20 protein-coding genes and 1 tRNA gene are annotated in these 23,321 nt (G+C 59.9%); 8 read left to right on the plus strand and 13 right to left on the minus strand.

Annotated features, from left to right (window positions below; genetic code table 11):
• Positions 1-516: 516 nt before the first annotated feature.
• From rutG to rutA, 7 genes are read right to left on the minus strand one after another with little or no spacing between them, the layout of a single operon-like run.
• Positions 517-1,839, minus strand: a complete 1,323-nt coding sequence (gene rutG / locus ACLH1I_RS24235) for a pyrimidine utilization transport protein G (protein ID WP_004204500.1) — start codon at positions 1,837-1,839, stop codon at positions 517-519.
• A 21-nt stretch (positions 1,840-1,860) separates the two neighbouring features.
• The gene (gene rutF / locus ACLH1I_RS24240; protein ID WP_012968592.1) at positions 1,861-2,355 is read right to left on the minus strand and encodes an NADH-dependent FMN reductase RutF; all 495 of its coding nucleotides are present in this window, start codon (positions 2,353-2,355) and stop codon (positions 1,861-1,863) included.
• Between the two features lie 10 nt (positions 2,356-2,365).
• A complete protein-coding gene (locus ACLH1I_RS24245; protein ID WP_017901103.1) occupies positions 2,366-2,956 on the minus strand; it encodes a malonic semialdehyde reductase in 591 nt (196 codons plus the stop codon).
• Entirely contained in the window at positions 2,953-3,756 is an 804-nt protein-coding gene (rutD, locus tag ACLH1I_RS24250; protein WP_049093322.1) for a pyrimidine utilization protein D, read from the minus strand. Before rutD ends, ACLH1I_RS24245 begins: the two co-directional genes overlap by 4 nt.
• Positions 3,753-4,145 carry a pyrimidine utilization protein C gene (gene rutC, locus ACLH1I_RS24255; protein WP_004204505.1) on the minus strand — a complete coding sequence of 131 codons (393 nt, stop codon included), beginning with the start codon at positions 4,143-4,145 and terminating at the stop codon, positions 3,753-3,755. The genes rutD and rutC overlap by 4 nt, the downstream gene beginning before the upstream one ends.
• A complete protein-coding gene (gene rutB, locus ACLH1I_RS24260; protein ID WP_053810574.1) occupies positions 4,138-4,848 on the minus strand; it encodes a pyrimidine utilization protein B in 711 nt (236 codons plus the stop codon). The genes rutC and rutB overlap by 8 nt, the downstream gene beginning before the upstream one ends.
• The gene (gene rutA / locus ACLH1I_RS24265; protein WP_004204507.1) at positions 4,848-5,939 is read right to left on the minus strand and encodes a pyrimidine utilization protein A; all 1,092 of its coding nucleotides are present in this window, start codon (positions 5,937-5,939) and stop codon (positions 4,848-4,850) included. Before rutA ends, rutB begins: the two co-directional genes overlap by 1 nt.
• 284 nt (positions 5,940-6,223) lie before the next feature.
• On the opposite strand from rutA, the gene rutR reads away from it, so the two are divergent.
• A complete protein-coding gene (rutR, locus tag ACLH1I_RS24270; RefSeq protein WP_004204508.1) occupies positions 6,224-6,862 on the plus strand; it encodes an HTH-type transcriptional regulator RutR in 639 nt (212 codons plus the stop codon).
• Here rutR and ACLH1I_RS24275 read toward each other — a convergent pair whose 3' ends face one another.
• Positions 6,863-7,258, minus strand: coding sequence for a lysozyme inhibitor LprI family protein (locus ACLH1I_RS24275; RefSeq protein ID WP_017901106.1), 396 nt, complete (start codon positions 7,256-7,258; stop codon positions 6,863-6,865).
• A gap of 183 nt (positions 7,259-7,441) precedes the next feature.
• Positions 7,442-11,404 (minus strand): trifunctional transcriptional regulator/proline dehydrogenase/L-glutamate gamma-semialdehyde dehydrogenase, encoded by a 3,963-nt coding sequence (gene putA / locus ACLH1I_RS24280; protein WP_049116747.1) that lies wholly within the window; start codon positions 11,402-11,404, stop codon positions 7,442-7,444.
• A 420-nt stretch (positions 11,405-11,824) separates the two neighbouring features.
• Here putA and putP point away from each other — a divergent pair, with 420 nt between their 5' ends.
• Complete coding sequence (putP, locus tag ACLH1I_RS24285; protein ID WP_004147889.1) at positions 11,825-13,333, plus strand: sodium/proline symporter PutP; 1,509 nt, start codon at positions 11,825-11,827, stop codon at positions 13,331-13,333.
• A 134-nt stretch (positions 13,334-13,467) separates the two neighbouring features.
• Positions 13,468-13,902, plus strand: a complete 435-nt coding sequence (locus tag ACLH1I_RS24290; protein ID WP_004204513.1) for a DUF3574 domain-containing protein — start codon at positions 13,468-13,470, stop codon at positions 13,900-13,902.
• Between the two features lie 31 nt (positions 13,903-13,933).
• Here ACLH1I_RS24290 and ACLH1I_RS24295 read toward each other — a convergent pair whose 3' ends face one another.
• Positions 13,934-15,118, minus strand: a complete 1,185-nt coding sequence (locus ACLH1I_RS24295) for a NupC/NupG family nucleoside CNT transporter (RefSeq protein ID WP_064794579.1) — start codon at positions 15,116-15,118, stop codon at positions 13,934-13,936.
• A 270-nt stretch (positions 15,119-15,388) separates the two neighbouring features.
• Between ACLH1I_RS24295 and efeU the strand changes: the two genes are divergently transcribed.
• The 4 genes from efeU to phoH all read left to right on the plus strand — a co-directional run bounded on the left by efeU (position 15,389) and on the right by phoH (position 19,979).
• Complete coding sequence (efeU, locus tag ACLH1I_RS24300) at positions 15,389-16,219, plus strand: iron uptake transporter permease EfeU (RefSeq protein ID WP_004204515.1); 831 nt, start codon at positions 15,389-15,391, stop codon at positions 16,217-16,219.
• A 51-nt stretch (positions 16,220-16,270) separates the two neighbouring features.
• Complete coding sequence (efeO, locus tag ACLH1I_RS24305) at positions 16,271-17,398, plus strand: iron uptake system protein EfeO (protein WP_017901109.1); 1,128 nt, start codon at positions 16,271-16,273, stop codon at positions 17,396-17,398.
• Between the two features lie 4 nt (positions 17,399-17,402).
• The gene (efeB, locus tag ACLH1I_RS24310) at positions 17,403-18,686 is read left to right on the plus strand and encodes an iron uptake transporter deferrochelatase/peroxidase subunit (RefSeq protein WP_032455815.1); all 1,284 of its coding nucleotides are present in this window, start codon (positions 17,403-17,405) and stop codon (positions 18,684-18,686) included.
• A 504-nt stretch (positions 18,687-19,190) separates the two neighbouring features.
• Positions 19,191-19,979: a phosphate starvation-inducible protein PhoH gene (gene phoH, locus ACLH1I_RS24315; RefSeq protein WP_002898923.1), complete on the plus strand. Its 789-nt coding sequence runs from the start codon at positions 19,191-19,193 to the stop codon at positions 19,977-19,979.
• Positions 19,980-20,178: 199 nt separating this feature from the next.
• On the opposite strand, the gene ACLH1I_RS24320 is transcribed toward phoH, so the two are convergent.
• The 3 genes from ACLH1I_RS24320 to ACLH1I_RS24330 form a co-directional block, all read right to left on the minus strand.
• Positions 20,179-20,266 (minus strand) — tRNA-Ser (locus tag ACLH1I_RS24320).
• Positions 20,267-20,411: 145 nt separating this feature from the next.
• Entirely contained in the window at positions 20,412-21,089 is a 678-nt protein-coding gene (locus ACLH1I_RS24325; RefSeq protein WP_004204521.1) for an isochorismatase family protein, read from the minus strand.
• An 18-nt stretch (positions 21,090-21,107) separates the two neighbouring features.
• Complete coding sequence (locus tag ACLH1I_RS24330) at positions 21,108-21,968, minus strand: pirin family protein (protein ID WP_049115954.1); 861 nt, start codon at positions 21,966-21,968, stop codon at positions 21,108-21,110.
• Between the two features lie 114 nt (positions 21,969-22,082).
• Here ACLH1I_RS24330 and ACLH1I_RS24335 point away from each other — a divergent pair, with 114 nt between their 5' ends.
• Complete coding sequence (locus ACLH1I_RS24335; RefSeq protein ID WP_198080103.1) at positions 22,083-22,988, plus strand: LysR family transcriptional regulator; 906 nt, start codon at positions 22,083-22,085, stop codon at positions 22,986-22,988.
• The last annotated feature ends 333 nt before the right edge of the window (positions 22,989-23,321 follow it).

The raw sequence follows: 23,321 nt of genomic DNA on the forward strand, positions 1-23,321 counted from the left end.
CTCAAAATCGCTGAGACGTTCCCGGAAGGCCGGGGCAGCCCGCATGGATGCGGGCTGAGGGCCGTGTTTTGCAGGGACGCTGCCTCGGCCCGACCCGCAGCCTGCAGGGATAAGTCGAAGGCACCACGCAGTGGCGATTTTGCTGGCCGGAGCCCGGGGGTACAGGGGGCGGCGGCGACTGGCCGCCCCCTGTGCGCTCCCTGCGCTATGGAAAACAGAGTGCAGAAAAATTAACCGGGAGCGCAATCTGCCCGGCATTAACATAGAAGTTGTAGCCCTGCTAAGCGCAGCGCGAGCAGGGAAATATTCGGTTGTACCGTTATTTCGCCGGGTGGCGGCTGTCGCCTTACCCGGCCTACGTTCATACGACCTGTCGTTAATTTATTCACCATTGTTGCTGAAACTGCCGGTGCTGACGGCCTCAACATCGCTGAGACGTTCCCGGCAGGCCGGATGGCGGCATAAATGCCTTATCCGGCCCACCCGCTCCCTGCGCCAAGGCCGCGCTAATGTGGCTTAAACCGGCGTTACTCTGGCCTCCTTCGCCTCCCGCGTCCCGCGATGAAGCAGCGCGTGCAGCAGGATCGCCCCGAAGGTGGCGGTACCAATCCCGCCCAGCGTAAAGCCGCCCAGCGACAGCGCGAAATCGCCGGCGCCCAGCACCAGGGTCACAGACACCATGATCAGATTGCTGTTCTGGCTGAGGTCGACGCGGTTTTGCACCCAGATCCGCGCCCCGGCGACGGCGATCAGGCCAAAGACCACGATCGAGGCGCCGCCGATCACCGGCCCGGGAATGGTGTGGATTAATGCGCCGAATTTAGGCGAGAAGCCCAGCAGCATGGCAATCAGCGCCGCGGCGACAAACACCAGCGTCGAGTAGACCTTGGTCACCGCCATGACGCCGATGTTCTCCGCATAGGTCGTGACCCCGCTGCCGCCCACCGAGCCGGAGAGCATGGTCGCCAGACCGTCGCCGACGAAGGCGCGCCCCATGTACGGGTCCATATTGCGCCCGGTCATCCCGGCGACGGCTTTCAGGTGCCCGAGGTTCTCGGCCACCAGGATCACCGCGACCGGGGCAATCAACATCATCGCCTGGCCGTTAAAGGATGGGGGGGTAAAGTGCGGCAGCCCGAACCACGCCGCCTGGGCTAGGGGGGAGAAGTCCAGCGGTTTGCCGAGGCCAAAGCCGTTAGCCAGCAGGGCGTACAGCGCGCAGGCGACGATCAGGCCGACCAGGATCAGCAGACGCTGCAGCATCCCGCGGGTAAATACCGCGACTATGCCGATACAGAGCACGGTCAACACCGCCATCCAGCTGTCGAAGGCGCTGGCGGACACGCTGCGCACAGCAATCGGCGCCAGGTTCAGGCCGATAGCCATCACCACCGCCCCGGTCACCACCGGCGGCATCAGGCGCTCGATCCAGCGGGTGCCGATCTTCATCACCACCAGACCGATCAGGGTGTAGACCAGCCCGCAGGCGATGATCCCGCCAAGGGCGACGCTTAGATGAGGGTTCAGCCCCTGGCCATTAAAGCCGGTAATGGCGATCACCACCCCTACAAAGGCGGCGCTCGAGCCGAGATAGCTCGGCACCCGTCCGCCGGTGACGACAAAGAACAGCAGGGTGCCGACTCCCGACATCAGTATCGACAGGTTAGGGTCGAGCCCCATCAGCAACGGCATCAGCACCGTCGCGCCGAACATCGCAACGGCGTGCTGCACGCCCATCACCAGCGTTTGCCCGGCCGATAAGCGTTCATCGGGCGCGACGACGCCGGATTCGGCGGCGGGGGAGGTCAGCTTCCAGCGAGGAAAATCGAAGAGTGCCATGATGATATCCCGGGTTAGAGGTTAACAAGCGGGTCGCATAAGCGTGTGATAGCCGCGGTCAAACCACATCAGACCCCGGGGTTCCGGGTGACGGGTAATGGCCACGACGTGACAAAACAGGATGTCGTGCGTGCCGACGCTGACGCGCTGGTCGATGCGGCAGTCAAAACTGACCAGCGCCGCCTCCAGCCGCGGGCAGCCGGTGGCGCCGGTCTGCCAGTCGGCGGCAGCAAAGCGCTCGTCCATCGCCGTTTTTCCGCCAAACAGCGTCGACAGCGCCTCCTGTCCCGCCGCCAGGGTATTGACGCACAGCGTGTGATGTTCGCTGAACACCGGCCACACCGAGGCCGAGCGGTTCAGGCAGACCAGCAGGGTCGGCGGCGTGTCGGTAACGCTGCAGACCGCGCTGGCGGTAAATCCCGCCCGGCCCGCCGGGCCATCGGTGGTAATAATGTTAACCGCGGCGCCGACGTGGGCCATGGCGTCACGGAAACTCGCTTTGTCCGCTAACTCCATCGTAAACTCCTTATGCCAGCAGGCAGGCTTCATCAAAGGACAGACGCGGCAGGCGGCCGTACAGTTTGCCGGGGTCGCCATAGCCGATGTTCACCAGCAGGTTGCTTTTCCAGCCGTTGTCGGCGAAAAACGCCGCATCGACTTTTTCCCGGTCGAAGCCGGACATTGGCCCGGTGTCGAGGCCCAGCGCCCGGCAGGCGAAAATCAGATATGCCGCCTGCAGGGAGCTGTTGCGAAACGCGGTCTCCTCCGCCAGCTGCGGGCTGGAGGTGAACCAGCTGCGGGCGTCACCGTGGGGAAAGAGGGTCGGTAGCCGGTCGTAAAAGGCGCTGTCCCACGCCACGATGGCGGTCACCGGCGCCTGCATGGTTTTTTGCAGATTGCCGCTGGAGAGCGTCGGGCGAAGTTTCTCTTTGCCTTCCGCGCTGCGCACAAACACGATGCGCGCCGGCGAACAGTTGGCGGAAGTCGGCCCCATTTTCATCAGGTCCCAGACTGCCTGCAGCTGCGCATCGCTCACTGGCTTATCCAGCCAGCCGTTGTGGGTTCGGGCCTGGGTAAACAGCGTCTCGCAGGCCGTCTGGTTTATCGCGTCGTTCATCGGGTCTCCGTGGCGACCGGCAGCATAGCGGCCAGCCCGTCGCGTAAAATGGTATTAAAGGTATCGGCGTCGGTGACGTTACAGGCATGGCCGCCCCATGGCATTTCCACGTGCTGGCTGCCGGAGATAGCCGTCTGCAGCACGCGGGAGCAGGAGGCCGGGACCAGCAGGTCGTCAGCGGCGCTGATAATCAGCGTCGGGCAGGCGATGGCCGCCGCGCGACGCGAAAAATCAGCCTGCTTCAGGGCCTGCAGCCGCTTCAGCAGGTTCTCCTTGCCCTGAAAATGGCTGATGGCAAGCGCATCTTCCGCTTCGAGGCGCGGCAGGCGCGCGGCCATCCATTCCGCCGGGTAGAGAAACAGCGGCTGTGCTTCGACCCACGCCTGCGCGCCGCCGGCATGCAGCAGACGCTCGCGCACCAGGAAGCAGCGGCGGGTGTGCGGCGACAGCGACAGCCAGCCGTTGACCAGCACCAGGGCGCTCACCGCCTCGGGGCGATCGAGCGCCAGCTGCAGGCCAATTAGCGCCCCCAGCGCGTGGCCCACCAGCGCGAAGCGGGCGATCCCCGCCGCCTGCAGAGCGCTGAACAGCTCTCCGGCCATCGTCGCCATGCTGTAGTCGGCGGGCAGCGGACCGGCGTTCTCCCCGGTCCCGTTATGGTCATAACTCACCAGCTGATACTGTTCCTCCAGCGCCGCGCGCTGCGCCAGCCAGTAGCCGCCGCCGCCGCCCAGACCGGCGCTGAGGACCACCACCGGCGCGCCGGGCCATGGGGCTGGAGCAATATTGAGCCTCATCATGTCGGGGTGCCGATATGGGCGACGCTGGCGATTTCCACCAGCGCATCGGGCTTCACCAGACCGCACTGAATGCAAAAGCGCGCGGGTTTATCGCCGGGGAAAAACTCGGCGTAAACCTCGTTAATCGCGGCGTAATTTGTCCAGTCGGTGATAAAGATGCTGTTGAAAGTCACATCCGCCATACTCCCGCCCGCCGTTTCGATAACGCTCTTGATGGTCTCCAGCACGTGGCGGGTTTGCGCCTTTGGGTCGCCGATGTGCACCACATTATTTTGCTTATCAAACGGCAGAGTACCGGAGACGTAGACCACGCCATCGGCGAGCGTCCCCGGAACAAAGGGGGCAATCGGCGTGGTGGTGCCTGGCGGAATGATCACCTGTTTAGGCATAACGTTTCTCCTTGGCTAAAGACAGCGGGGTGGCAGGGGATAGCGCGCGGCAGAAGCTCTCGACGTCGCTGACCCAGCCGAAAAAGGTTTCAATATTGAACAGTGCCGCCTGCTGGGCGAAGGCCGGGCCGGCCTGATGGGTGGCATCCTCCAGCACCACGCCGAAGTATTCGAGGAAGAAGCCGTCGCGCAGCGTCGATTCGACGCAGACGTTGGTGGCGATCCCGGTGAACACCAGGTGGCGTATACCGCGGCTGCGCAAAATGCTGTCGAGCGGGGTGTTAAAGAAGCCGCTGTAGCGCGGTTTCGGCAACACGATGTCGCCTTCCTGCGGCGTCAGTTCGTCCACCAGCTGATAATCCCAGCCGCCTTTCGCCAACAGCTTGCCCTGCAGCTCCGGGCGCTGACGCATCGTTTTCAGCGCATTGGACTTGTGGTAGTTCGGCGAGCCCGGGCCGCCGGCTTCAACATACTGGTCATCCCAGCCATTCTGGAACCAGATAATCAGCATGCCCGCGGCGCGGGCGGCGGTGACGGCGGTATTAATATTGTCGATAACCGGCCGGGTGGCGGAGACGTCAAAGCCGGCAAGATCCAGATAGCCGCCCTGGCTGGCGTAGGCGTTCTGCATATCGACAACAATCAGCGCGCTCTGCTGCGGCGCGAAGGTCAGGGATTCCGGGCGAGCGGGAAGGGTAATCATCAGGCCACCTCACGGGTAACAGGAGCAATGTGGTCCCGGCAGCGCATCAGCGGCTGAATGCGTTCGCCAAAGGCGTCAATGCCGGCAAGAAAATCATCAAAGGTCAGCAGCACGCCGTCGGTGCCGGGCACGCTCGCGACTTCATCAAGCATACGGGCGACGCTGGCATACGATCCGACAAGGGTGCCCATGTTGATATTGACCGCCGAGGTTGGGTCGGCCATCTGGCGCACGTTGGTATCGCTGCCGGAGCGGGTGTCTTTCTGACTCTGCTCGGTGAGCCACGCCAGCGCTTCTTCATCGGCGCCCGCTTTGTAGTGCTCCCATTTGGCGCGCGCCGCTTCGTCGGTTTCGTCGGCGATCACCATGAACAGCACATAGGAGCCTACGTCACGGCCGGTTTTTTCCGCCGCCTGCATCATGCGCGCTGCGGTCGGCGCGAAGGCCGTCGGCGTGTTGACCCCTTTGCCAAAGCAGAAGTTGTAGTCCGCGTGCTGGGCGGAGAAGGCCATACCGGCGTCGCTCTGCCCGGCGCAGATCACCTTCATCGGCTGCGAAGGGCGCGGGCTGACCCGGCAGTCGTTCATGGTGAAGTAATCGCCTTTGAAATCGCTGCGCCCGGTGCCCCACAGGTCGCGTAGCACCTGAACGTATTCGGTGAGATAGTCATAGCGGCTGGCGAAATAGTCATCCCCCGGCCACATGCCCATCTGGTCATATTCCGGTTTTTGCCAGCCGGTCACCAGATTGACGCCAAACCGGCCGCCGGAGATGGAATCGATGGTGGAGGCCATCCGGGCGACGATCGCCGGCGGCAGCGTAAGGGTGGCGGCGGTGGCGTAGATCTGGATCTTCGAGGTCACCGCGGCCAGGCCGGCCATCAGGGTGAAGGACTCCAGGTTGTGATCCCAGAATTCTGTTTTCCCGCCGAAGCCGCGCAGCTTGATCATGGAGAGCGCGAAGTCGAAATGGTAGTGCTCGGCTTTCTGCACGATAGCCTTATTCAGTTCGAAGGTCGGCATATACTGCGGGGCATGGGTGGAGATCAGCCAGCCGTTGTTGCCAATGGGAACGAAAACACCAATTTTCATACCTACCTCTCTACAGTCATGGAAGATGGGTTGCGGTGGTGCGGCATCCTGCCTCTCCCTGGACCACCTCGCAGAACAGGTAAAGCAAACGCGATGCCAGTTTTATAAATGCTAATGTTATTAATGTGTTGCTATTGGGTTGCTAAAAAGGACGATAAAAAAGTGGACTGGATGGTCAAAATCAGTGCACGAAAAAACGGCAGTCATGCGCAATCAGGGTGCATGGGGTCGTGTCGGCGAAGGGCTTTTGCTATGCTGGTGGCGTCAACTGAAGGAGAGGATGTATGGCACAGGGCGCGGTGAAGAAAAACGGCAAACGTTCACAAGCGGTCAGCGCCAAAAAGGAGGCCATCCTGGCCGCCGCGCTGGAGGCATTTTCGCAATTTGGTATTCACGGTACGCGGCTGGAGCAGGTAGCTGAGCGCGCCGGGGTGTCGAAAACCAATCTGCTTTATTACTACCCTTCGAAAGAGGCGCTGTACGTGGCCGTTCTGCAGCAGATCCTCGCCATCTGGCTGGCGCCGCTGAAGGCCTTTCGCGAGGATATCAGCCCGCTGGTGGCGATCCGCGAGTATATTCGCCTGAAGCTGGAGGTGTCCCGCGATCACCCCCAGGCCTCGAAGCTCTTCTGTCTCGAGATGCTGCAGGGCGCGCCGCTGCTGATGGGTGAGCTGACCGGGGATCTGAAAGCGCTGGTCGATGAGAAATCGGCGATTGTCTCCGGCTGGATCGACCGCGGCAAGCTGGCGCCGGTCGATCCGCAGCATTTAATCTTTATGATCTGGGCCACTACCCAGCATTACGCCGACTTCGCCACCCAGGTAGAGGCGGTCACCGGCGCCACGCTGCAGGACGCGGCCTTTTTTGAGCAAACGGTCGATAATGTCCAGCGGATGATTATCGAAGGCATTCGCGTCCGTTAGTTAATTGGCCGGCGGCAGCGGGCAGCTTTGATCGCCGTCCTCGCACTGCAGCAGCGAGGCGAGGAAAGATTCCCGCTCCACGCTCTTATCGGTCATGCACTGGCTCAGCAGCATCGGCTGCATGCTGCCGCCTTCGGCGCCGGACGCGAGGAAGGCGCAGTCGGCGTCGCGCAGAGCAATCCATGCCTGCTGCGCCTGTTTCAGTAATGTTTGCTGTTTACCCACCGCCCGCTGCAGAGCCTGCTGCCAGGTGTCGTTCAGTTTTTTGTCGGCTGCCTGAAACTGCGCGGCCGCGCACTGATTCATTTCGGTTTGGGTGTTGGCGTTGCTGCACTCGTCCGCCAGCGCCGCGCCGCTGGCCAGAAGGGCCGCCACGGCAAATAACATGCGTTTCATTGTTCTGCTCCCATAAAAAAGGCTCCCGTCAGGGAGCCCTAATTAAGCACAGCTGACGTCGGCTGTCATTAGCTGATCGCATCGCAGATTGATTGCCCGGATGGCGGCGCACAGCGCCTTATCCGGGCTACCCTTTGCGGTGTTATGTAGCCCCGGTAACACAGCGCCACCGGGGGGCCCGGGTTAGCCGATGGTCATCAGGCTGGCGTTACCGCCTGCCGCCGCGGTGTTGACGCTCAGCGAACGCTCGATATACAGCCGCTCCAGCAGCAGATTGGTTTCGCCGCGGGCGAAGCCCTGCACGGAGACAATCGCCCCGTCGCGCGCTGCCACCTGCTCGCACAGCTCGCGCAGCTGGTCGGAATCGCCGTGATAGATAACCGCGTCGAAGGCCTGACCGGGCAACTGATCCGCTTTGGCAAAACGGATCCGCTCGCTGACGTCCCGCGGCAGTTTCTTCGCCAGATCGCGCTGCAGGGCACTGTCCGGCCACAGCACTTCACAACCGACCGCCAGCACAGCCGCCAGCTGGATCAGCGCATCCTGCTCATTATCCGCCACGCACAGCACGCGCTCGCGGGGCATCAGCGTCAGGGTGTTGCGCTCGCCGGTTGGCCCCGGCAGCAGGCGTTGGGTGCCGCTTTGCGCCTGCTCGCTGTACTGCTGGCACAGCGCCTGCAGCTCAGGTCGGCCCGCCGCCCACTGCTGCAGCGCCTGCAGTGGTTTTTCCAGCAGCGTTTTCAGCTGGGCGTCCAGCGGACGCTCTGCATCCTGGCGGGCGAAGGTCACGCCAACGGCGCCCTGCGGACGGCTGGAAAGCAGACGGTAAAGGTACAGCGGGCCGCCGGCTTTCGGACCGGTACCGGACAACCCTTCGCCGCCGAACGGCTGCACGCCGACCACGGCGCCAACCATATTGCGGTTGACGTACAGGTTGCCCACCTTCGCGCTGCCGGTGACCTGGGCGATGGTCTCGTCGATGCGGGTATGCACGCCGAGGGTCAGGCCGTAACCGGAGGCGTTAATCTGCTCCACCAGTTTATCCAGCTCGTTACGGTTATAGCGCACCACGTGCAGCACCGGGCCGAAAACCTCTTTTTTCAGCTCGTCAAAGCTGTCGAGTTCGATAAGCGTCGGCGGCACGAAGGTCCCGTGGTTCCATTCGCGGGCGTCTTCGCTATTCTCGCGCACCGCCTGATAGACGGTGCGGCCTTTGGCGCGCATCGTCTGAATATGGCGTTCGATATTCTCTTTCGCTTCTGCATCGATAACCGGACCGATATCGGTGGTCAGGCGGCCCGGATTGCCCATGCGACACTCGCTCATCGCGCCGCGCAGCATGGTTAAGGTGTGGTCGGCTACCTCTTCCTGCAGGCAGAGGACGCGCAGGGCGGAGCAGCGCTGGCCGGCGCTGTCGAATGCGGAGGCCAGGACGTCGATCACCACCTGCTCGGTGAGCGCCGACGAGTCGACGATCATCGCGTTCATCCCGCCAGTTTCGGCGATCAGCGGCGTCGGGCGTCCCTGAGCGTCGAGGCGGCTGGCGATATTGCGTTGCAGCAGGGTGGCCACTTCGGTGGAGCCGGTGAACATCACGCCGCGCACGCGCTCATCGGATGTCAGCGCGGCGCCGACGGTTTCCCCGCGGCCCGGCAGCAGTTGGATCACCCCTGGCGGCACGCCGGCTTCCAGCAGGATCGCCACGCCCTGGGCGGCGATCAGCGGCGTCTGCTCGGCCGGTTTCGCCAGCACGCTGTTGCCGGCCGCCAGCGCGGCGGCAATCTGCCCGGTGAAGATCGCCAGCGGGAAGTTCCACGGGCTGATACAGACCACCGGACCCAGCGGACGGTGGGTTTCATTATCGAAATCGTCGCGCACCTGGCCGGCATAGTAGTGGAGGAAGTCAACGGCTTCGCGCACTTCGGCGATGGCGTTGCTGAAGGTTTTACCCGCTTCGCGCACCAGGATCCCCATCAGGGTCGGCATCTGGCTTTCCATCAGCACCGCGGCACGCTCGAGAATGGCGGCGCGCTCCTGCGGCGGGGTGGCGAACCAGATTGGCGCGTTGTTGATAGCGCTGGTCAGCGCCTGCTGCACTTCGTCATCGCTGGCTTCGCGGACGTAGCCGACAATGTCCTTTGGCTCAGCCGGGTTGACTACCGGCTGCATCTCGCCTTCGGCTACCGGCTGCTCCAGCATCGGCAATGCCTGCCATTTATGCAGGGCGCTGTTGAGCAGGGAAGAGGAGAGGGAGGCCAGACGATGCTCGTTAGCCAGATCCAGACCGGCGGAGTTGCTCCGGCCGCTGCCGTAGAGATCGCGCGGCAGCGGGATTTTCGGATGCGGCAGGCCGGCCTGGCCTTCCTGCTGCGCCAGTTTTTCTACCGCGCTGACCGGGTCGGCCACCAGCTCGTCCAGCGGCAGGGTATTGTCCGCAATACGGTTGACGAAGGAGGTATTGGCGCCGTTCTCCAGCAGACGACGCACCAGATACGCCAGCAGCGTCTCGTGGGTGCCCACCGGGGCGTAGATCCGGCACGGCCGGTTCAGTTTGCCGTCGGCGACTTTGCCCACCACCTGCTCGTACAGCGGTTCGCCCATGCCGTGCAGGCACTGGAACTCATACTGGCCAGGGTAGTAGTTCTGGCCCGCCAGCTGGTAGATAGCCGCCAGGGTATGGGCGTTGTGGGTGGCGAACTGCGGATAAATCAGGTTCGGCACCGCCAGCAGCTTTTTCGCGCAGGCGAGATAGGAGACGTCGGTGTAAACCTTGCGGGTGTAGACCGGATAGCCTTCGAGACCTTCCATCTGCGCGCGTTTGATTTCGCTGTCCCAGTAGGCGCCTTTCACCAGACGGATCATCAGGCGACGGCGGCTGCGGGTGGCGAGGTCAATCAGGTAATCAATGACAAACGGACAGCGCTTCTGGTAGGCCTGAATCACGAAGCCAATCCCGTTCCAGCCCGCCAGCTCCGGCTCGAAGCACAGTTTTTCCAGCAGGTCGAGAGAGATCTCCAGACGGTCCGCTTCTTCGGCGTCGATGTTAATGCCGATGTCATACTGGCGCGCCAGCAGGGTCAGCGATTTCAGACGCGGGTAGAGCTCTTCCATCACCCGGTCATACTGGGCGCGGCTGTAGCGTGGGTGCAGAGCCGACAGCTTAATGGAGATGCCCGGCCCTTCATAAATGCCGCGGCCGTTAGAGGCTTTGCCGATGGCGTGGATCGCCTGCTGATAAGAGACCATATAGGCCTGGGCGTCGGCGGCGGTCAGGGCCGCTTCGCCTAGCATGTCGTAAGAGTAACGGAAACCTTTATCTTCCAGCTTGCGGGCGTTGGCCAGCGCTTCGGCGATGGTTTCCCCGGTGACGAACTGTTCGCCCATCAGTCGCATCGCCATATCCACGCCCTTGCGGATCAGCGGTTCGCCGCTCTTGCCGATGATGCGGTTCAGCGAGCGGGAGAGGCTGGTTTCGTTGTGGGTGGAGACCAGTTTGCCGGTGAACAGCAGCCCCCAGGTGGCGGCGTTGACGAACAGCGACGGGCTGCGGCCAATGTGCGACTGCCAGTTGCCGTTGCTGATTTTGTCGCGGATCAGCGCATCGCGGGTGGCTTTATCCGGAATACGCAGCAGGGCTTCCGCCAGACACATCAGCGCCACCCCTTCCTGTGAGGAGAGGGAGAACTCCTGCAGCAGACTCTGCACCATGCCGGCGCGGCCGCTGGCGGTCTTCTGGTTGCGTAGTTTTTCCGCCAGTTGATACGCCAGCTTATGCGCCTGCTCTCCCAGCGGCTGCGGCAGTCGGGCCTGCTCCAGCAGCATCGGCACCGCGTCGGTTTCCGGGCGACGCCAGGCGGCGGTGATCGCCGCGCGGCTTACCGACTGCGGCAGGATCTGCTCGGCGAATTCGAGGAACGGCTGATACGGCTCTTCCGTTAATACGCTGGCGTCATCGCTTTCGTTGGCGGCCCCGGAGAGCAGCGCCGGTAGCTCGGGCAGCGTCTCATCGTTCTCCAGTTTTTCCAGATAATTGAAGATGGCCTGCTTAATCAGCCAGTGCGGCGTGCGGTCAATGCGGCTCGCGGCGGACTTAATGCGCTCGCGGGTTGCGTCGTCAAGCTTAACACCCATGGTGGTGGTGCCCATGCTCAAAACTCCTGTCATTTATCGTTAGCTTATGCGGTTGCATGGAAATATCCACTATGTTGCAACTTTGTGCAACCATGTTAATTATGGCTTGTGACGAAAGCCGTGAAATGGCTGATTTGTTAAAAATAATGCCTAAAATAGCAGAATTTTAACCCCGGGCTCATAGGGTATTTGTATGCGTGAGTTAACACTTTTGTTTGGTGCAACCTTTAAAAACGTGAGAGAGTGCAACCTCTCGCAAATTGACGTTTTGCGCCGTCGGATTTTCGTGTAAATGCTGTGTTAAATCGTTTGTGAAAAACCGAAGCTTCCGTCAGGATACGGTCGCCCAATTAAACAATGCGCCATTACCCCGTTCCGGTAGTGGAAAAAAACGACGAAGTTGGACGCTGTCGATAAAAATTCTGGAGACTTTGCATGGCTATTAGCACACCGATGCTGGTGACATTTATTGTTTATATTTTTGGTATGGTATTGATAGGGTTTATTGCCTGGCGTTCGACCAAAAACTTTGATGATTATATTCTCGGGGGGCGGAGTCTGGGGCCATTTGTGACCGCGCTTTCCGCCGGCGCCTCGGACATGAGCGGTTGGCTGCTGATGGGCCTGCCGGGTGCCATTTTCCTCTCCGGGATTTCCGAAAGCTGGATTGCCATCGGCTTAACGTTGGGGGCGTGGATTAACTGGAAGCTGGTCGCCGGGCGCCTGCGCGTGCATACCGAGGTGAATAATAACGCCCTGACGCTGCCTGATTATTTTACCGGCCGTTTTGAAGATAAAAGCCGGGTGCTGAGAATTATTTCGGCGCTGGTTATTCTGCTGTTCTTTACTATCTATTGCGCCTCGGGAATTGTGGCGGGGGCGCGTCTGTTTGAAAGCACCTTTGGCATGAGTTATGAAACCGCGCTGTGGGCCGGCGCGGCGGCGACAATTATCTATACCTTTGTCGGCGGCTTCCTCGCCGTCAGCTGGACGGATACCGTGCAGGCCAGCCTGATGATTTTCGCGCTGATCCTTACCCCGGTAATCGTGATTATATCCGTCGGCGGTTTTGGCGATTCGCTGGAAGTCATTAAGCAGAAGAGCATCGAAAATATCGACATGCTGAAAGGGCTGAACTTCGTGGCGATTATTTCGCTGATGGGCTGGGGACTGGGCTATTTCGGTCAGCCGCATATTCTGGCGCGCTTTATGGCGGCGGATTCGCACCACAGCATCGTCCACGCGCGTCGCATTAGTATGACCTGGATGATCCTCTGCCTCGGCGGGGCGGTGGCCGTCGGCTTCTTTGGCATCGCCTACTTCAATAACAACCCGAGCCTGGCGGGCGCGGTTAACCAGAACGCCGAACGCGTGTTTATCGAGCTGGCGCAAATCCTGTTTAACCCGTGGATTGCCGGGATCCTGCTGTCGGCGATTCTGGCGGCGGTGATGTCCACCCTGAGCTGTCAGCTGCTGGTTTGCTCCAGCGCGATTACTGAAGATCTGTATAAAGCCTTCCTGCGCAAAAACGCCGGTCAGAAAGAGCTGGTCTGGGTGGGCCGTATGATGGTGCTGGTGGTTGCCCTGGTGGCCATTGCCCTGGCGGCCAACCCGGAGAACCGCGTGCTGGGTCTGGTGAGCTATGCCTGGGCCGGTTTCGGCGCCGCCTTTGGCCCGGTGGTGCTGTTTTCGGTGATGTGGTCGCGTATGACCCGTAACGGCGCGCTGGCCGGGATGGTGATTGGCGCCCTGACCGTGATCGTCTGGAAGCAGTTTGGCTGGCTGGGCCTGTATGAAATTATTCCGGGCTTTGTCTTCGGCAGCATCGGGATTGTGGTCTTTAGCCTGCTGGATAAAGCGCCGTCAGCCAGCATGCAGCAGCGCTTCGCTGAAGCGGATGCCCACTACCATACGCCGCCGCCGGTACGCGCCACGGCTGAGTAAGCTCATCTGACGCTCACGAGCCCGCCGCTGGCGGGCTTTTTATTGCCTGTTGCCGGGCCGGAATATTATAACCCTTGCTAATTATTTGAAAATCCGCTGATATTTCCTGACTAATAACAATGAGGATAGCAAAGATGACGTTCAGACAGGGTGTAATGGCGCTGGTGCTGGCAGGGTTACTCAGCGGCTGCGCGGCGGGTGGAAGTTCATCGACCAGCGCGCCGAAGCCCGGCGCCTGCCCGGCGGATCAGTCCATGGTGCAAACCACGCTTTACTTCGGTCTGAGCCGCCCGGCGGGGAAAGACATCACCGCTGAAGAGTGGCAACAGTTTGTCGACCGCGACGTCACGCCGCGCTTTCGCGACGGGCTGACGGTGTTTGATGCCCACGGCCAGTGGCTTGGCCAGAATGGTCAGGTGGTGCGGGAGCAGAGCAAGGCGCTGATGGTGATCCATGGCCACGACGCGCAGAGCGAGACCGGTATTGAGGCCCTGCGCGAGGGCTATAAATCGCGCTTCGCGCAGGAGTCGGTGATGCGTGTCGACCAGCCGGTCTGCGTGCAGTTCTGAGTAAACGGCGGGGGCAGCCCCGCCGTTTGTCTTACAGCACCAGCCCGGCGAAGCTGGCGGAAAGCAGGCTCACCAGCGTGGCGCTAAACACCAGCCGCAGGCCGAAGCGGGAGACGATATTGCCCTGCGGTTCATTCAGGCCTTTGATCGCCCCGGCGATAATGCCGATTGAAGCAAAGTTAGCAAACGACACCAGGAAGACCGAGAGAATGCCGAGCCCGCGCGGCGTCATGCTGGCGGCAATCTTTTGCAGCTCAATCATCGCCACAAATTCGTTAGCGACCAGCTTGGTGGCCATGATGCTGCCGGCGTTCAGCGCATCGCTCAGCGGAATGCCGATAAGCCAGGCTAACGGATAGAAGACGTAGCCGAGGATCTGCTGGAAGCTGAGGCCAAACAGGGTAGCGAACAGCGCGTTAATGGCGCTGATCAGGGCGATAAAGCCGATCAGCATCGCCAGAATAATCATCGCCACTTTAAAGCCGGCCAGAATATATTCCCCGAGCATTTCAAAGAAACTCTGTGATTCATGCAGCTTCTCCAGCTTTATTTCCTGCTCGCTGCCCGGCCGCGTCGGGTTAATCACCGACAGCACGATAAAGGTGCTGAACATATTCAGGATCAGCGCCGCGACGACATATTTGGCGTCCAGCATGGTCATATAGGCGCCGACGATCGACAGCGATACGGTTGACATGGCCGTCGCCGCCATGGTGAACAGGCGCCGTGAGGAGAGGTCGCCCAGTACGCCTTTGTAGGCGATGAAGTTTTCCGACTGGCCGAGGATCAGTGAGCTGATGGCGTTAAAAGATTCCAGCTTACCCATGCCGTTGACCTTCGACAGCAGGGTGCCAATCACGCGAATAAAAATCGGCAGGATCCGCCAGTGCTGGAGAATACCAATCAGCGCGGAAATAAACACAATCGGACACAGGACGCCAAGAAAAATAAAGGCTAAGCCTTTTTCGCTCATGCCGCCAAAGACGAAATTGGTCCCCTCGGCGGCAAAGCCTAACAGCGAAGCAAAAAAGCCGGAAATATTTTTTACCAGCCACAGGCCGCTTTCGGCGTGCAGGAAAAAGAAAGCGAGCGCTATTTCTATAATAATCAACTGAAGAATATAACGAATACGAATTTTTTGTCTGTCGTAGCTGACAAGCCAGGCCAGGGCGAGGATCACCGCCAGCGCCAGCAGGAAATGAAAAAATGCAGTCATGTTGTTCTTTTCGCAGGTCAATAAGGCCGCCATTTAGCCATAGCCGCCGCGACGGGTAAATATCTGGCGTAAAAAATCCTTTGCTTATTCTTTTCCCTCATAACAGGCGAATATTTTCATAAGTCATTATTTGCCAGCGATTTATTTACAGATAGTCATCATTCTCTAAACATTTCGCTTGTGTTTCTGAGTATTGTAATGATAATCACTATCATAAATATTACCTGTTTTTGCATTCGTTGACGGTGCTTTACATTTAAGGGTATTGGCATGTTTGTCCCATTTCTCATTATGTTACGCGAAGGCCTGGAGGCGGCGCTGATTGTCAGCCTGATCGCCAGCTATCTGAAACGCACCCAGCGCGGCAACTGGATTGGCGTGATGTGGATTGGCGTGATCCTCGCAGCGGCGCTGTGTCTTGGCTTAGGCATCTTTATCAACGAAACCACCGGGGAATTTCCTCAGCGCGAACAGGAGCTGTTCGAAGGGATCGTCGCGGTCATTGCGGTGGTGATCCTGACGTGGATGGTCTTCTGGATGCGCAATGTCTCACGCAACGTCAAGCAGCAGCTGGAGCAGGCCGTGGATAAGGCGCTACAGCGCGGCAATCACCACGGCTGGGCGCTGGTGATGATGGTCTTTTTCGCGGTCGCCCGTGAGGGGCTGGAGTCGGTCTTCTTCCTGCTGGCGGCATTCCAGCAGGACGTTGGCATCTGGCCGCCGCTGGGGGCGATGCTGGGGCTGGCCACGGCAATCGTGCTGGGTTTCCTCCTCTACTGGGGCGGTATCCGTCTCAACCTTGGCGTGTTCTTCAAATGGACCAGCCTGTTTATCCTGCTGGTGGCCGCTGGCCTGGCGGCGGGGGCGATCCGCGCCTTCCACGAGGCGGGCCTGTGGAACCTGTTCCAGGAGACCGCCTTCGATCTGAGCACTGTGCTGTCGACGCATACGCTGTTCGGCACGCTGCTGGAAGGGATCTTCGGCTACCAGGAGACGCCAAGCGTCAGCGAAGTGGCTGTCTATCTGCTTTATCTGATCCCGGCGCTGGTGCTGTTTGCGCTGCCGCCGCGAAATAATACGACTGCCTCGCGGGCTGCCTGACCAGGCGCTGCGAGCTTATAAGCGACACTCTACTTACCGAAAGGGATGATCATGATGATTCATTTTCGCCGTAATGCGCTGCGGGTGACCGTGGCCGCGCTGCTCAGCTCTGCATTCGGTGCTCAGGCTGCGGATATCCCGCAGGTCAAAGTCACCGTCAACGACAAACAGTGCGAGCCGATGCAGGTGACCGTTAACGCGGGTAAAACCCAGTTTATTATTCAGAACCACAGCCAGAAAGCGCTGGAGTGGGAGATTTTGAAAGGGGTGATGGTGGTGGAAGAGCGCGAAAACATCGCGCCGGGCTTTACCCAGAAGCTCACCGCAAACCTGCAGCCGGGCGAATATGACATGACCTGCGGTCTGCTCACCAACCCGAAAGGCAAACTGATCGTCACCGGCGCCGCCACCAAAGACGCGGCGAAAGCGGATGCGGTGCTGAGCCTCGGCGAAGCGATCACCGCTTATAAAGCCTATGTGACGGCGGAAACCGCGCAGTTGGTCAGCGGCACCAAAGCCTTTACCGACGCGGTGAAAGCTGGCGACATCGAAAAAGCGAAAGCGCTGTACGCCCCGACGCGCCAGCATTACGAGCGCATTGAGCCGATTGCTGAGCTGTTCTCTGACCTTGACGGCAGCATCGACGCCCGCGAAGACGATTTCGAGAAAAAAGCGGAAGATCCGAAATTCACCGGATTCCACCGTCTGGAAAAGGCGCTGTTTGGTGATAACAGCGTCAAGGGCATGGAAAAATATGCCGATCAATTGAACAGCGATGTGCTGGAGCTGCAAAAGCGCATCAGCGAGCTGGCGTTCCCACCGTCAAAAGTCGTGGGCGGGGCGGCAGGATTAATTGAAGAAGTCGCAGCCAGCAAGATCAGCGGTGAAGAAGATCGCTACAGCCATACCGACCTGTGGGACTTCCAGGCCAATATTGACGGCGCGCAGAAAATTGTCGATCTGCTGCGCCCGCAGCTGCAAAAAGAGAACAGCGCACTGCTGGCTAAAGTGGACGCCAACTTTAAGAAAGTGGACAGTATCCTCAGCAAATACCGCACCAAAGAGGGTTTCGAAACTTACGATAAGCTGACCACCGCTGACCGTAATGCGCTGAAAGGGCCGATCACCACCCTGGCGGAAGATCTGGCTCAGCTGCGCGGGATCCTGGGTCTGGACTAAGTCGATGGCACAACAGAAACCACACGACGTGAACGAGCCGTCACGTCGTCGCTTACTGAAAGGGATCGGCGCGCTTGGCGGCGCGCTGGCCATCACCGGCGGCTGCCCGGTGGCGCATGCGGCAAAAGCGGAAAGTTCCCCCGGGACGCTCACACCTGACGCGCGCCAGGAAAAACAGCCATTCTATGGCCGGCATCAGGCGGGTATTCTGACGCCGCAGCAGGCCTCGATGATGCTGGTGGCGTTCGATGTGCTGGCGTCAGATAAAGCCGACCTCGAGCGTCTGTTTCGGCTGCTGACCCAGCGTATCGCCTTTTTAACCCAGGGCGGCCCGGCGCCGGATACGCCTAATCCGCGTCTGCCGCCGATGGATTCCGGCATCTTAGGGCCGTGGATTGCCCCGGATAATCTGACCATCACCGTCTCGGTCGGCCATTCGCTGTTTGATGAGCGCTTTGGTCTCGCGGAAAAAGCGCCGAAAAAGCTGCAGCCGATGACTCGCTTCCCCAATGATTCACTGGATGCCGCCCTGTGCCATGGCGACTTGCTGCTGCAGATCTGCGCCAATACTCAGGACACGGTGATCCACGCCCTGCGCGATGTCATCAAACATACGCCGGATTTGCTCAGCGTGCGCTGGAAGCGGGAAGGGTTTATCTCCGATAGCGCGGCGCGCAGCAAAGGCAAGGAGACCCCCATCAACCTGCTGGGTTTCAAGGACGGTACCGCTAACCCGGCGAGCCATGACAGCGCGCTGATGGATCAGGTCGTGTGGGTCACGGCGGATCAGGACGAGCCGGCCTGGGCGGTGGGCGGCAGCTATCAGGCGGCGCGCATCATCCAGTTCCACGTCGAGTTCTGGGACCGGACGCCGCTCAAGGAGCAGCAGACCATCTTCGGCCGCGACAAGCACACCGGTGCGCCGCTGGGGATGAAAAACGAACACGATACCCCGGATTACAGTAAAGATCCTAACGGCGAGACGATCGCGCTGGATAGCCATATTCGTCTGGCCAACCCTCGCACGCCGGAAACCCAGTCCAGCCTGATGATGCGCCGCGGCTACAGCTATTCGCTGGGAGTCACTAATGCCGGGCAGCTGGATATGGGGCTGTTGTTCGTTTGCTATCAGCACGATCTGGAAAAGGGTTTTCTGACGGTGCAGAAACGGCTAAACGGCGAGGCGCTGGAGGAGTACGTCAAACCCATCGGCGGGGGCTACTTCTTTGTTTTACCCGGCGTGGTGGATGATAAGCACTACCTGGGACAGACGCTGCTTCAGGCTTGATACCGACCCTGTCCGCAAGGGCAGGGCGTTTTCTGCTGTTTTTCTCTTTTTTATTATATTTCCTGCCATGTGTTATATTTCTGTAATACAAATGACCGATAGTCTCCTACACTTGCTTAAGAACTATTTGTTGCGTCATTGTGAAAAATAAGTTGCATTAAGAATCTTTTTTGATGTACTTATTACATACGCGGTAGTTCCCGGCAGTGTGACGTTTCACTATGGAGATCGCGAATGGTAAGGTCCCGTACCGGACAACGTAAAACCACAGACCGTACTCTTCAGCACGGAAGCCCCGCTTCCGGCAGCGATTTTCTCACTCTTTCTCCCTCCGCTTCGAATTATTACCACCTTGGCAGGGTACGCGGTGCGCGTAGCCGCGACTCGTTGTCAGTTCTACCGGCAAGCAATGGCTTACAAGGAAGCCAAACCTCAATCGTTCGTGCGCATAGTCGCGTCGATGTTGACGCGTGTGATGTAAACCTACAACGCAAGGTGCTATCCATGGGAAGACAAAAAGCAGTGATCAAAGCTCGTCGTGAAGCAAAACGTGTGCTGAGACGGGATTCACGCAGCCATAAGCAGCGTGAAGAAGAATCGGTCACATCGCTTGTGCAAATGAGTGGCGTAGAAGCAATTGGCATGGCGCGGGACAGCCGTGATACTTCCCCAATTGAGGCGCGCAATGAGGCTCAGGCGCATTATCTGAATGCCATCGACAATAAACAGCTGATTTTCGCCACCGGCGAAGCCGGATGCGGCAAGACCTGGATCAGTGCGGCGAAGGCAGCTGAAGCGCTGATCCATAAGGATGTGGACAGAATTATTGTTACCCGTCCCGTTCTGCAGGCCGACGAAGATCTCGGCTTCTTACCGGGAGATATCGCCGAGAAGTTCGCGCCCTATTTCCGACCGGTTTACGACGTGCTGGTGAAAAGGTTGGGGGCTTCCTTTATGCAGTACTGCCTGCGTCCGGAAATCGGCAAGGTGGAAATCGCGCCGTTCGCCTATATGCGCGGACGTACTTTTGAAAATGCGGTGGTGATTCTGGACGAGGCCCAGAACGTGACCGCAGCGCAAATGAAGATGTTTTTAACCCGCCTCGGGGAGAACGTGACGGTCATCGTCAATGGCGATATCACCCAGTGCGACTTGCCCTCAGGGGTGCGGTCCGGCCTGAGCGATGCGCTGGCGCGTTTTGAGGAAGACGAGATGATCGGCATCGTGCGTTTCACCACCGATGACTGCGTGCGCTCGGCCCTCTGCCAGCGGACGCTGAAAGCCTATTATTAATCGTCATACTGTGAGCAAGGCCCGGGCGAGCCCGGGCTTTGTTGTTTTTGGGGGCCTCCCGGCGGCGCTGCGCATAGCGGGCTACCTGGCGGATACGGTCTGGTAGCCCGGGAGAGGCATTGATGCCGACCCCGGGGATGTCTGCGGTGCCACATGCGAAAAAAAAGCCCGTACTTGCGTACGAGCTCTTCTTAAAATATGGCGGTGAGGGGGGGATTCGAACCCCCGATACGTTGCCGTATACACACTTTCCAGGCGTGCTCCTTCAGCCACTCGGACACCTCACCATATTGTCTTGCTGCTCACCTTGGGTGGGCAACGGGGCGCTACTATAGGGAGTTGCGTTAAAACGGTCAAGCATATTTTCTTCTTTCTTTACCGACCGCTCACGCAATGAACAATGCCCCGCTGCGACGCAGTGGGGCGGGTGTTTTAGCGCTGGGAATCAAGCTGTTCGTTATTCTTCACCACGTCCTGCGCTTTGCTGTAGCTTTCAATCAGCAGCTGGTAGGCCGGGAAGACTTTGGTGTACACCTCCGCCCATTCTGCTGCGTCCGGGCGATTCCAGGTGCGCTGCAGCTCAGAGGCGACGGCGGCGGTATCCATCGGCACTACGCCAGCCTGTACCACGCGAGCCAGGGTGATCTCCTGCGCCATTTTGCTGTAGGTGCCGGAAGCGTCAATCACGGCAAACACTTTATAACCGTCGGCGACGGCGGCAATCGCCGGGAAGGCCATGCAGACGCTGGTGATGGTCCCGGCGATAATCAGCGTTTTGCGACCGGTCGCTTTCACCGCGGCGACGAATTCCGGGTTATCCCAGGCGTTGATCTCGCCTTTACGGGCGATGTATTGCGCATGCGGCGCGTTCTCATGAATCTCCGGGATCAGCGGACCGTTCGGCCCCTGCGGCACGGAGGCGGTGGTGATCACCGGGATCCCGGCAAGCGAGGCCATCTTCGCCAGCGCGGCGGCGCGAGCGCGCAGCTCTGGCATCGGCATATCGCCGACGGTCTGGAACAGGCCGCTCTGGTGGTCAATCAACAGCATTGCGGTATCGTTGACATCAATCACCGGACGAGCACCGTTAAAATTAGCGGGAGTAGACATAGTATTCACCTCAATCAGTTAGATTTGGCCAAAGCGGCCGCTGTTAAAATCGCGAACGGCTTCTGCGATCTGCGTTTTGTTATTCATGACAAACGGGCCATACCCCACAATCGGCTCCTGCAGCGGTTCGCCGGCCATCAGCAGAACTTTTGCCTGGGCGGTCGCCTCCAGATGCAGTGCGTCTCCTGCCTGGCTCAGGACGGCGAGCTGTCCTTCGCGGGCGGATTCGGAACCGTTGATGATCACTTCCCCTTCCAGTACCACCAGCGCGGTACTCCAGCCTTCCGGCTGGCGCAGCGTGAGGTCGCGCCCCTGATTCAGCTGCATATCCCACACGTTAAGCGGTGAGAAGGTATGGGCCGGGCCGCTGACGTCGTCATACTGGCCGGCAATAACCCGAACCTGTCCGGCGCCATTCGTCAGCGCGACGGTGGGGATCGTCCCGGCGGTAATGCTCTGGTAGCCGGGGGTCGCCATTTTGTCTTTGGCGGGCAGGTTGACCCACAGCTGGATCATCTTCAGCTCGCCGCCGCTGCGGGTGAAGGCCTCCGAGTGGAACTCTTCGTGCAGGATCCCGGCGCCCGCCGTCATCCACTGCACGTCGCCTGGACCAATCACCCCGCCACGGCCGGTGGAGTCACGATGTTCTACCTCTCCGGCGTAGACGATGGTGACGGTTTCGAATCCGCGATGCGGATGCTCACCGACGCCGCGTTTATTGCTGCCCGCCGGGAAGGTGTACGGCCCGGCATAGTCGAGCAGTAAGAAGGGGCTCAGCTGCTGGCCGTGCGTCTGATAGGAAAACATCGAACGAACCGGGAAGCCGTCGCCTACCCAATGCTGCGCGGGCGCGGTGTAGACTCCTGTAATCTGTTTCATGGCTTTCTCCTGTGTATCGGTATCTGATGCGAATAAGCTTATATCCGGGACGACATGTGCGGTAGTAAGCAAAAATGGCCTATACTGTTCCAAAAATGGAACAATGGAGGAAGGATGCAGGATCTCAATGACTTCGCCTGGTTTGTCCAGGTCGTGGACCATGGCGGTTTCGCCGCGGCAGGGCGAGCGCTTGACCAGCCGAAATCCAAGCTCAGCCGCCGCATTGCGCAACTCGAGGAGCGGCTGGGCGTGCGTTTGATTCAGCGAACCACTCGCCAGTTCGCGGTTACCGAGGTCGGGCAGACCTTTTACCAGCATTGCAAAGCGATGCTGATAGAGGCCGAGGCGGCGCAGCAGGCGGTCGACACGCTGCGCGCCGAGCCGCGCGGCAGCGTCAGGATCACTTGTCCGGTCACCTTGCTGCATGTCCATATCGGACCGATGCTGGCGCGATTTATGGCGCGCTATCCCGGGGTCACTTTGCATCTTGAGGCGACCAACCGCCGGGTGGATGTGGTCGGGGAGGGCATTGATGTGGCGATCCGCGTTCGGCCCCGGCCTATCGAGGACAGCGATTTGGTGATGCGCGTGCTGGCGGACCGAGGGCACCGGCTGGTGGCCAGTCCGGAGCTGATTTCCCGGCTCGGACGTCCGCAGGCGCCGCCTGAGCTGAGCGCCTGGCCTGGGCTCAGCCTGGGGGCGAACAAGCATCAGCATAAATGGCAGCTTACCGGGCCTGAGGGGGCAAGGGCGGAGGTGTATTTCACGCCGCGAATGGTGACCACCGATATGCTGGCGCTGCGCGAGGCGGCGATGGCCGGCGTAGGGGTGGTGCAGCTTCCTTTATTAATGGTGCGCGATCAGCTGGCGTCAGGGGAGTTAGAGGTGGTACTGGATGAGTGGCAGCCGCGGCGGGAAGTGATCCATGCGGTATTTGCCTCACGGCGCGGGCTGCTGCCCTCTGTCAGGGCGCTGGTGGATTATCTCAGCGAAGAGTATCAGCGAATGGAAGAGGATTAGCTTCGGGATTGGCTTTTCTCGGGGGGCTCCCCCCGGGGAGAATATAAAAGAAAAGAGCCCGCGCTTGCGTACAGGCTCTCATCTCGAATATGGCGGTGAGGAGGGGATTGACTCGCTTCGCTCGCCCCTGCGGGGCAGCCCGCTCGCGGGCTCGCGGTCTGTCCAACTGGCGTTGCCAGTTGTCGAACCCCAGTCGGGGGTTCTCTACCCCCCCCGGTGGGTGCCACATGCGAAAAAAAAGCCCGTACTTGCGTACGAGCTCTTCTTAAAATATGGCGGTGAGGGGGGGATTCGAACCCCCGATACGTTGCCGTATACACACTTTCCAGGCGT

It is taken from the genome of Klebsiella sp. 1SOBk10mer, assembly GCF_046602535.1.
GTDB lineage: Bacteria > Pseudomonadota > Gammaproteobacteria > Enterobacterales > Enterobacteriaceae > Klebsiella > Klebsiella quasipneumoniae.

Excerpts from the sequence above, each read along its gene's own strand:
- rutA (WP_004204507.1), bottom strand. The coding sequence starts at position 5,939 with ATGAAAATTGGTGTTTTCGTTCCCATTGGCAACAACGGCTGGCTGATC.
- ACLH1I_RS24290 (WP_004204513.1), top strand. The coding sequence starts at position 13,468 with ATGACGTTCAGACAGGGTGTAATGGCGCTGGTGCTGGCAGGGTTACTC.
- efeU (WP_004204515.1), top strand. The coding sequence starts at position 15,389 with ATGTTTGTCCCATTTCTCATTATGTTACGCGAAGGCCTGGAGGCGGCG.
- phoH (WP_002898923.1), top strand. The coding sequence starts at position 19,191 with ATGGGAAGACAAAAAGCAGTGATCAAAGCTCGTCGTGAAGCAAAACGT.
- ACLH1I_RS24330 (WP_049115954.1), bottom strand. The coding sequence starts at position 21,968 with ATGAAACAGATTACAGGAGTCTACACCGCGCCCGCGCAGCATTGGGTA.
- rutG (WP_004204500.1), bottom strand. The coding sequence starts at position 1,839 with ATGGCACTCTTCGATTTTCCTCGCTGGAAGCTGACCTCCCCCGCCGCC.
- efeO (WP_017901109.1), top strand. The coding sequence starts at position 16,271 with ATGATGATTCATTTTCGCCGTAATGCGCTGCGGGTGACCGTGGCCGCG.
- ACLH1I_RS24245 (WP_017901103.1), bottom strand. The coding sequence starts at position 2,956 with ATGAACGACGCGATAAACCAGACGGCCTGCGAGACGCTGTTTACCCAG.
- ACLH1I_RS24335 (WP_198080103.1), top strand. The coding sequence starts at position 22,083 with ATGCAGGATCTCAATGACTTCGCCTGGTTTGTCCAGGTCGTGGACCAT.
- rutF (WP_012968592.1), bottom strand. The coding sequence starts at position 2,355 with ATGGAGTTAGCGGACAAAGCGAGTTTCCGTGACGCCATGGCCCACGTC.
- ACLH1I_RS24325 (WP_004204521.1), bottom strand. The coding sequence starts at position 21,089 with ATGTCTACTCCCGCTAATTTTAACGGTGCTCGTCCGGTGATTGATGTC.
- putA (WP_049116747.1), bottom strand. The coding sequence starts at position 11,404 with ATGGGCACCACCACCATGGGTGTTAAGCTTGACGACGCAACCCGCGAG.
- rutC (WP_004204505.1), bottom strand. The coding sequence starts at position 4,145 with ATGCCTAAACAGGTGATCATTCCGCCAGGCACCACCACGCCGATTGCC.
- efeB (WP_032455815.1), top strand. The coding sequence starts at position 17,403 with ATGGCACAACAGAAACCACACGACGTGAACGAGCCGTCACGTCGTCGC.
- rutR (WP_004204508.1), top strand. The coding sequence starts at position 6,224 with ATGGCACAGGGCGCGGTGAAGAAAAACGGCAAACGTTCACAAGCGGTC.
- rutB (WP_053810574.1), bottom strand. The coding sequence starts at position 4,848 with ATGATTACCCTTCCCGCTCGCCCGGAATCCCTGACCTTCGCGCCGCAG.
- putP (WP_004147889.1), top strand. The coding sequence starts at position 11,825 with ATGGCTATTAGCACACCGATGCTGGTGACATTTATTGTTTATATTTTT.
- ACLH1I_RS24295 (WP_064794579.1), bottom strand. The coding sequence starts at position 15,118 with ATGACTGCATTTTTTCATTTCCTGCTGGCGCTGGCGGTGATCCTCGCC.
- rutD (WP_049093322.1), bottom strand. The coding sequence starts at position 3,756 with ATGATGAGGCTCAATATTGCTCCAGCCCCATGGCCCGGCGCGCCGGTG.
- ACLH1I_RS24275 (WP_017901106.1), bottom strand. The coding sequence starts at position 7,258 with ATGAAACGCATGTTATTTGCCGTGGCGGCCCTTCTGGCCAGCGGCGCG.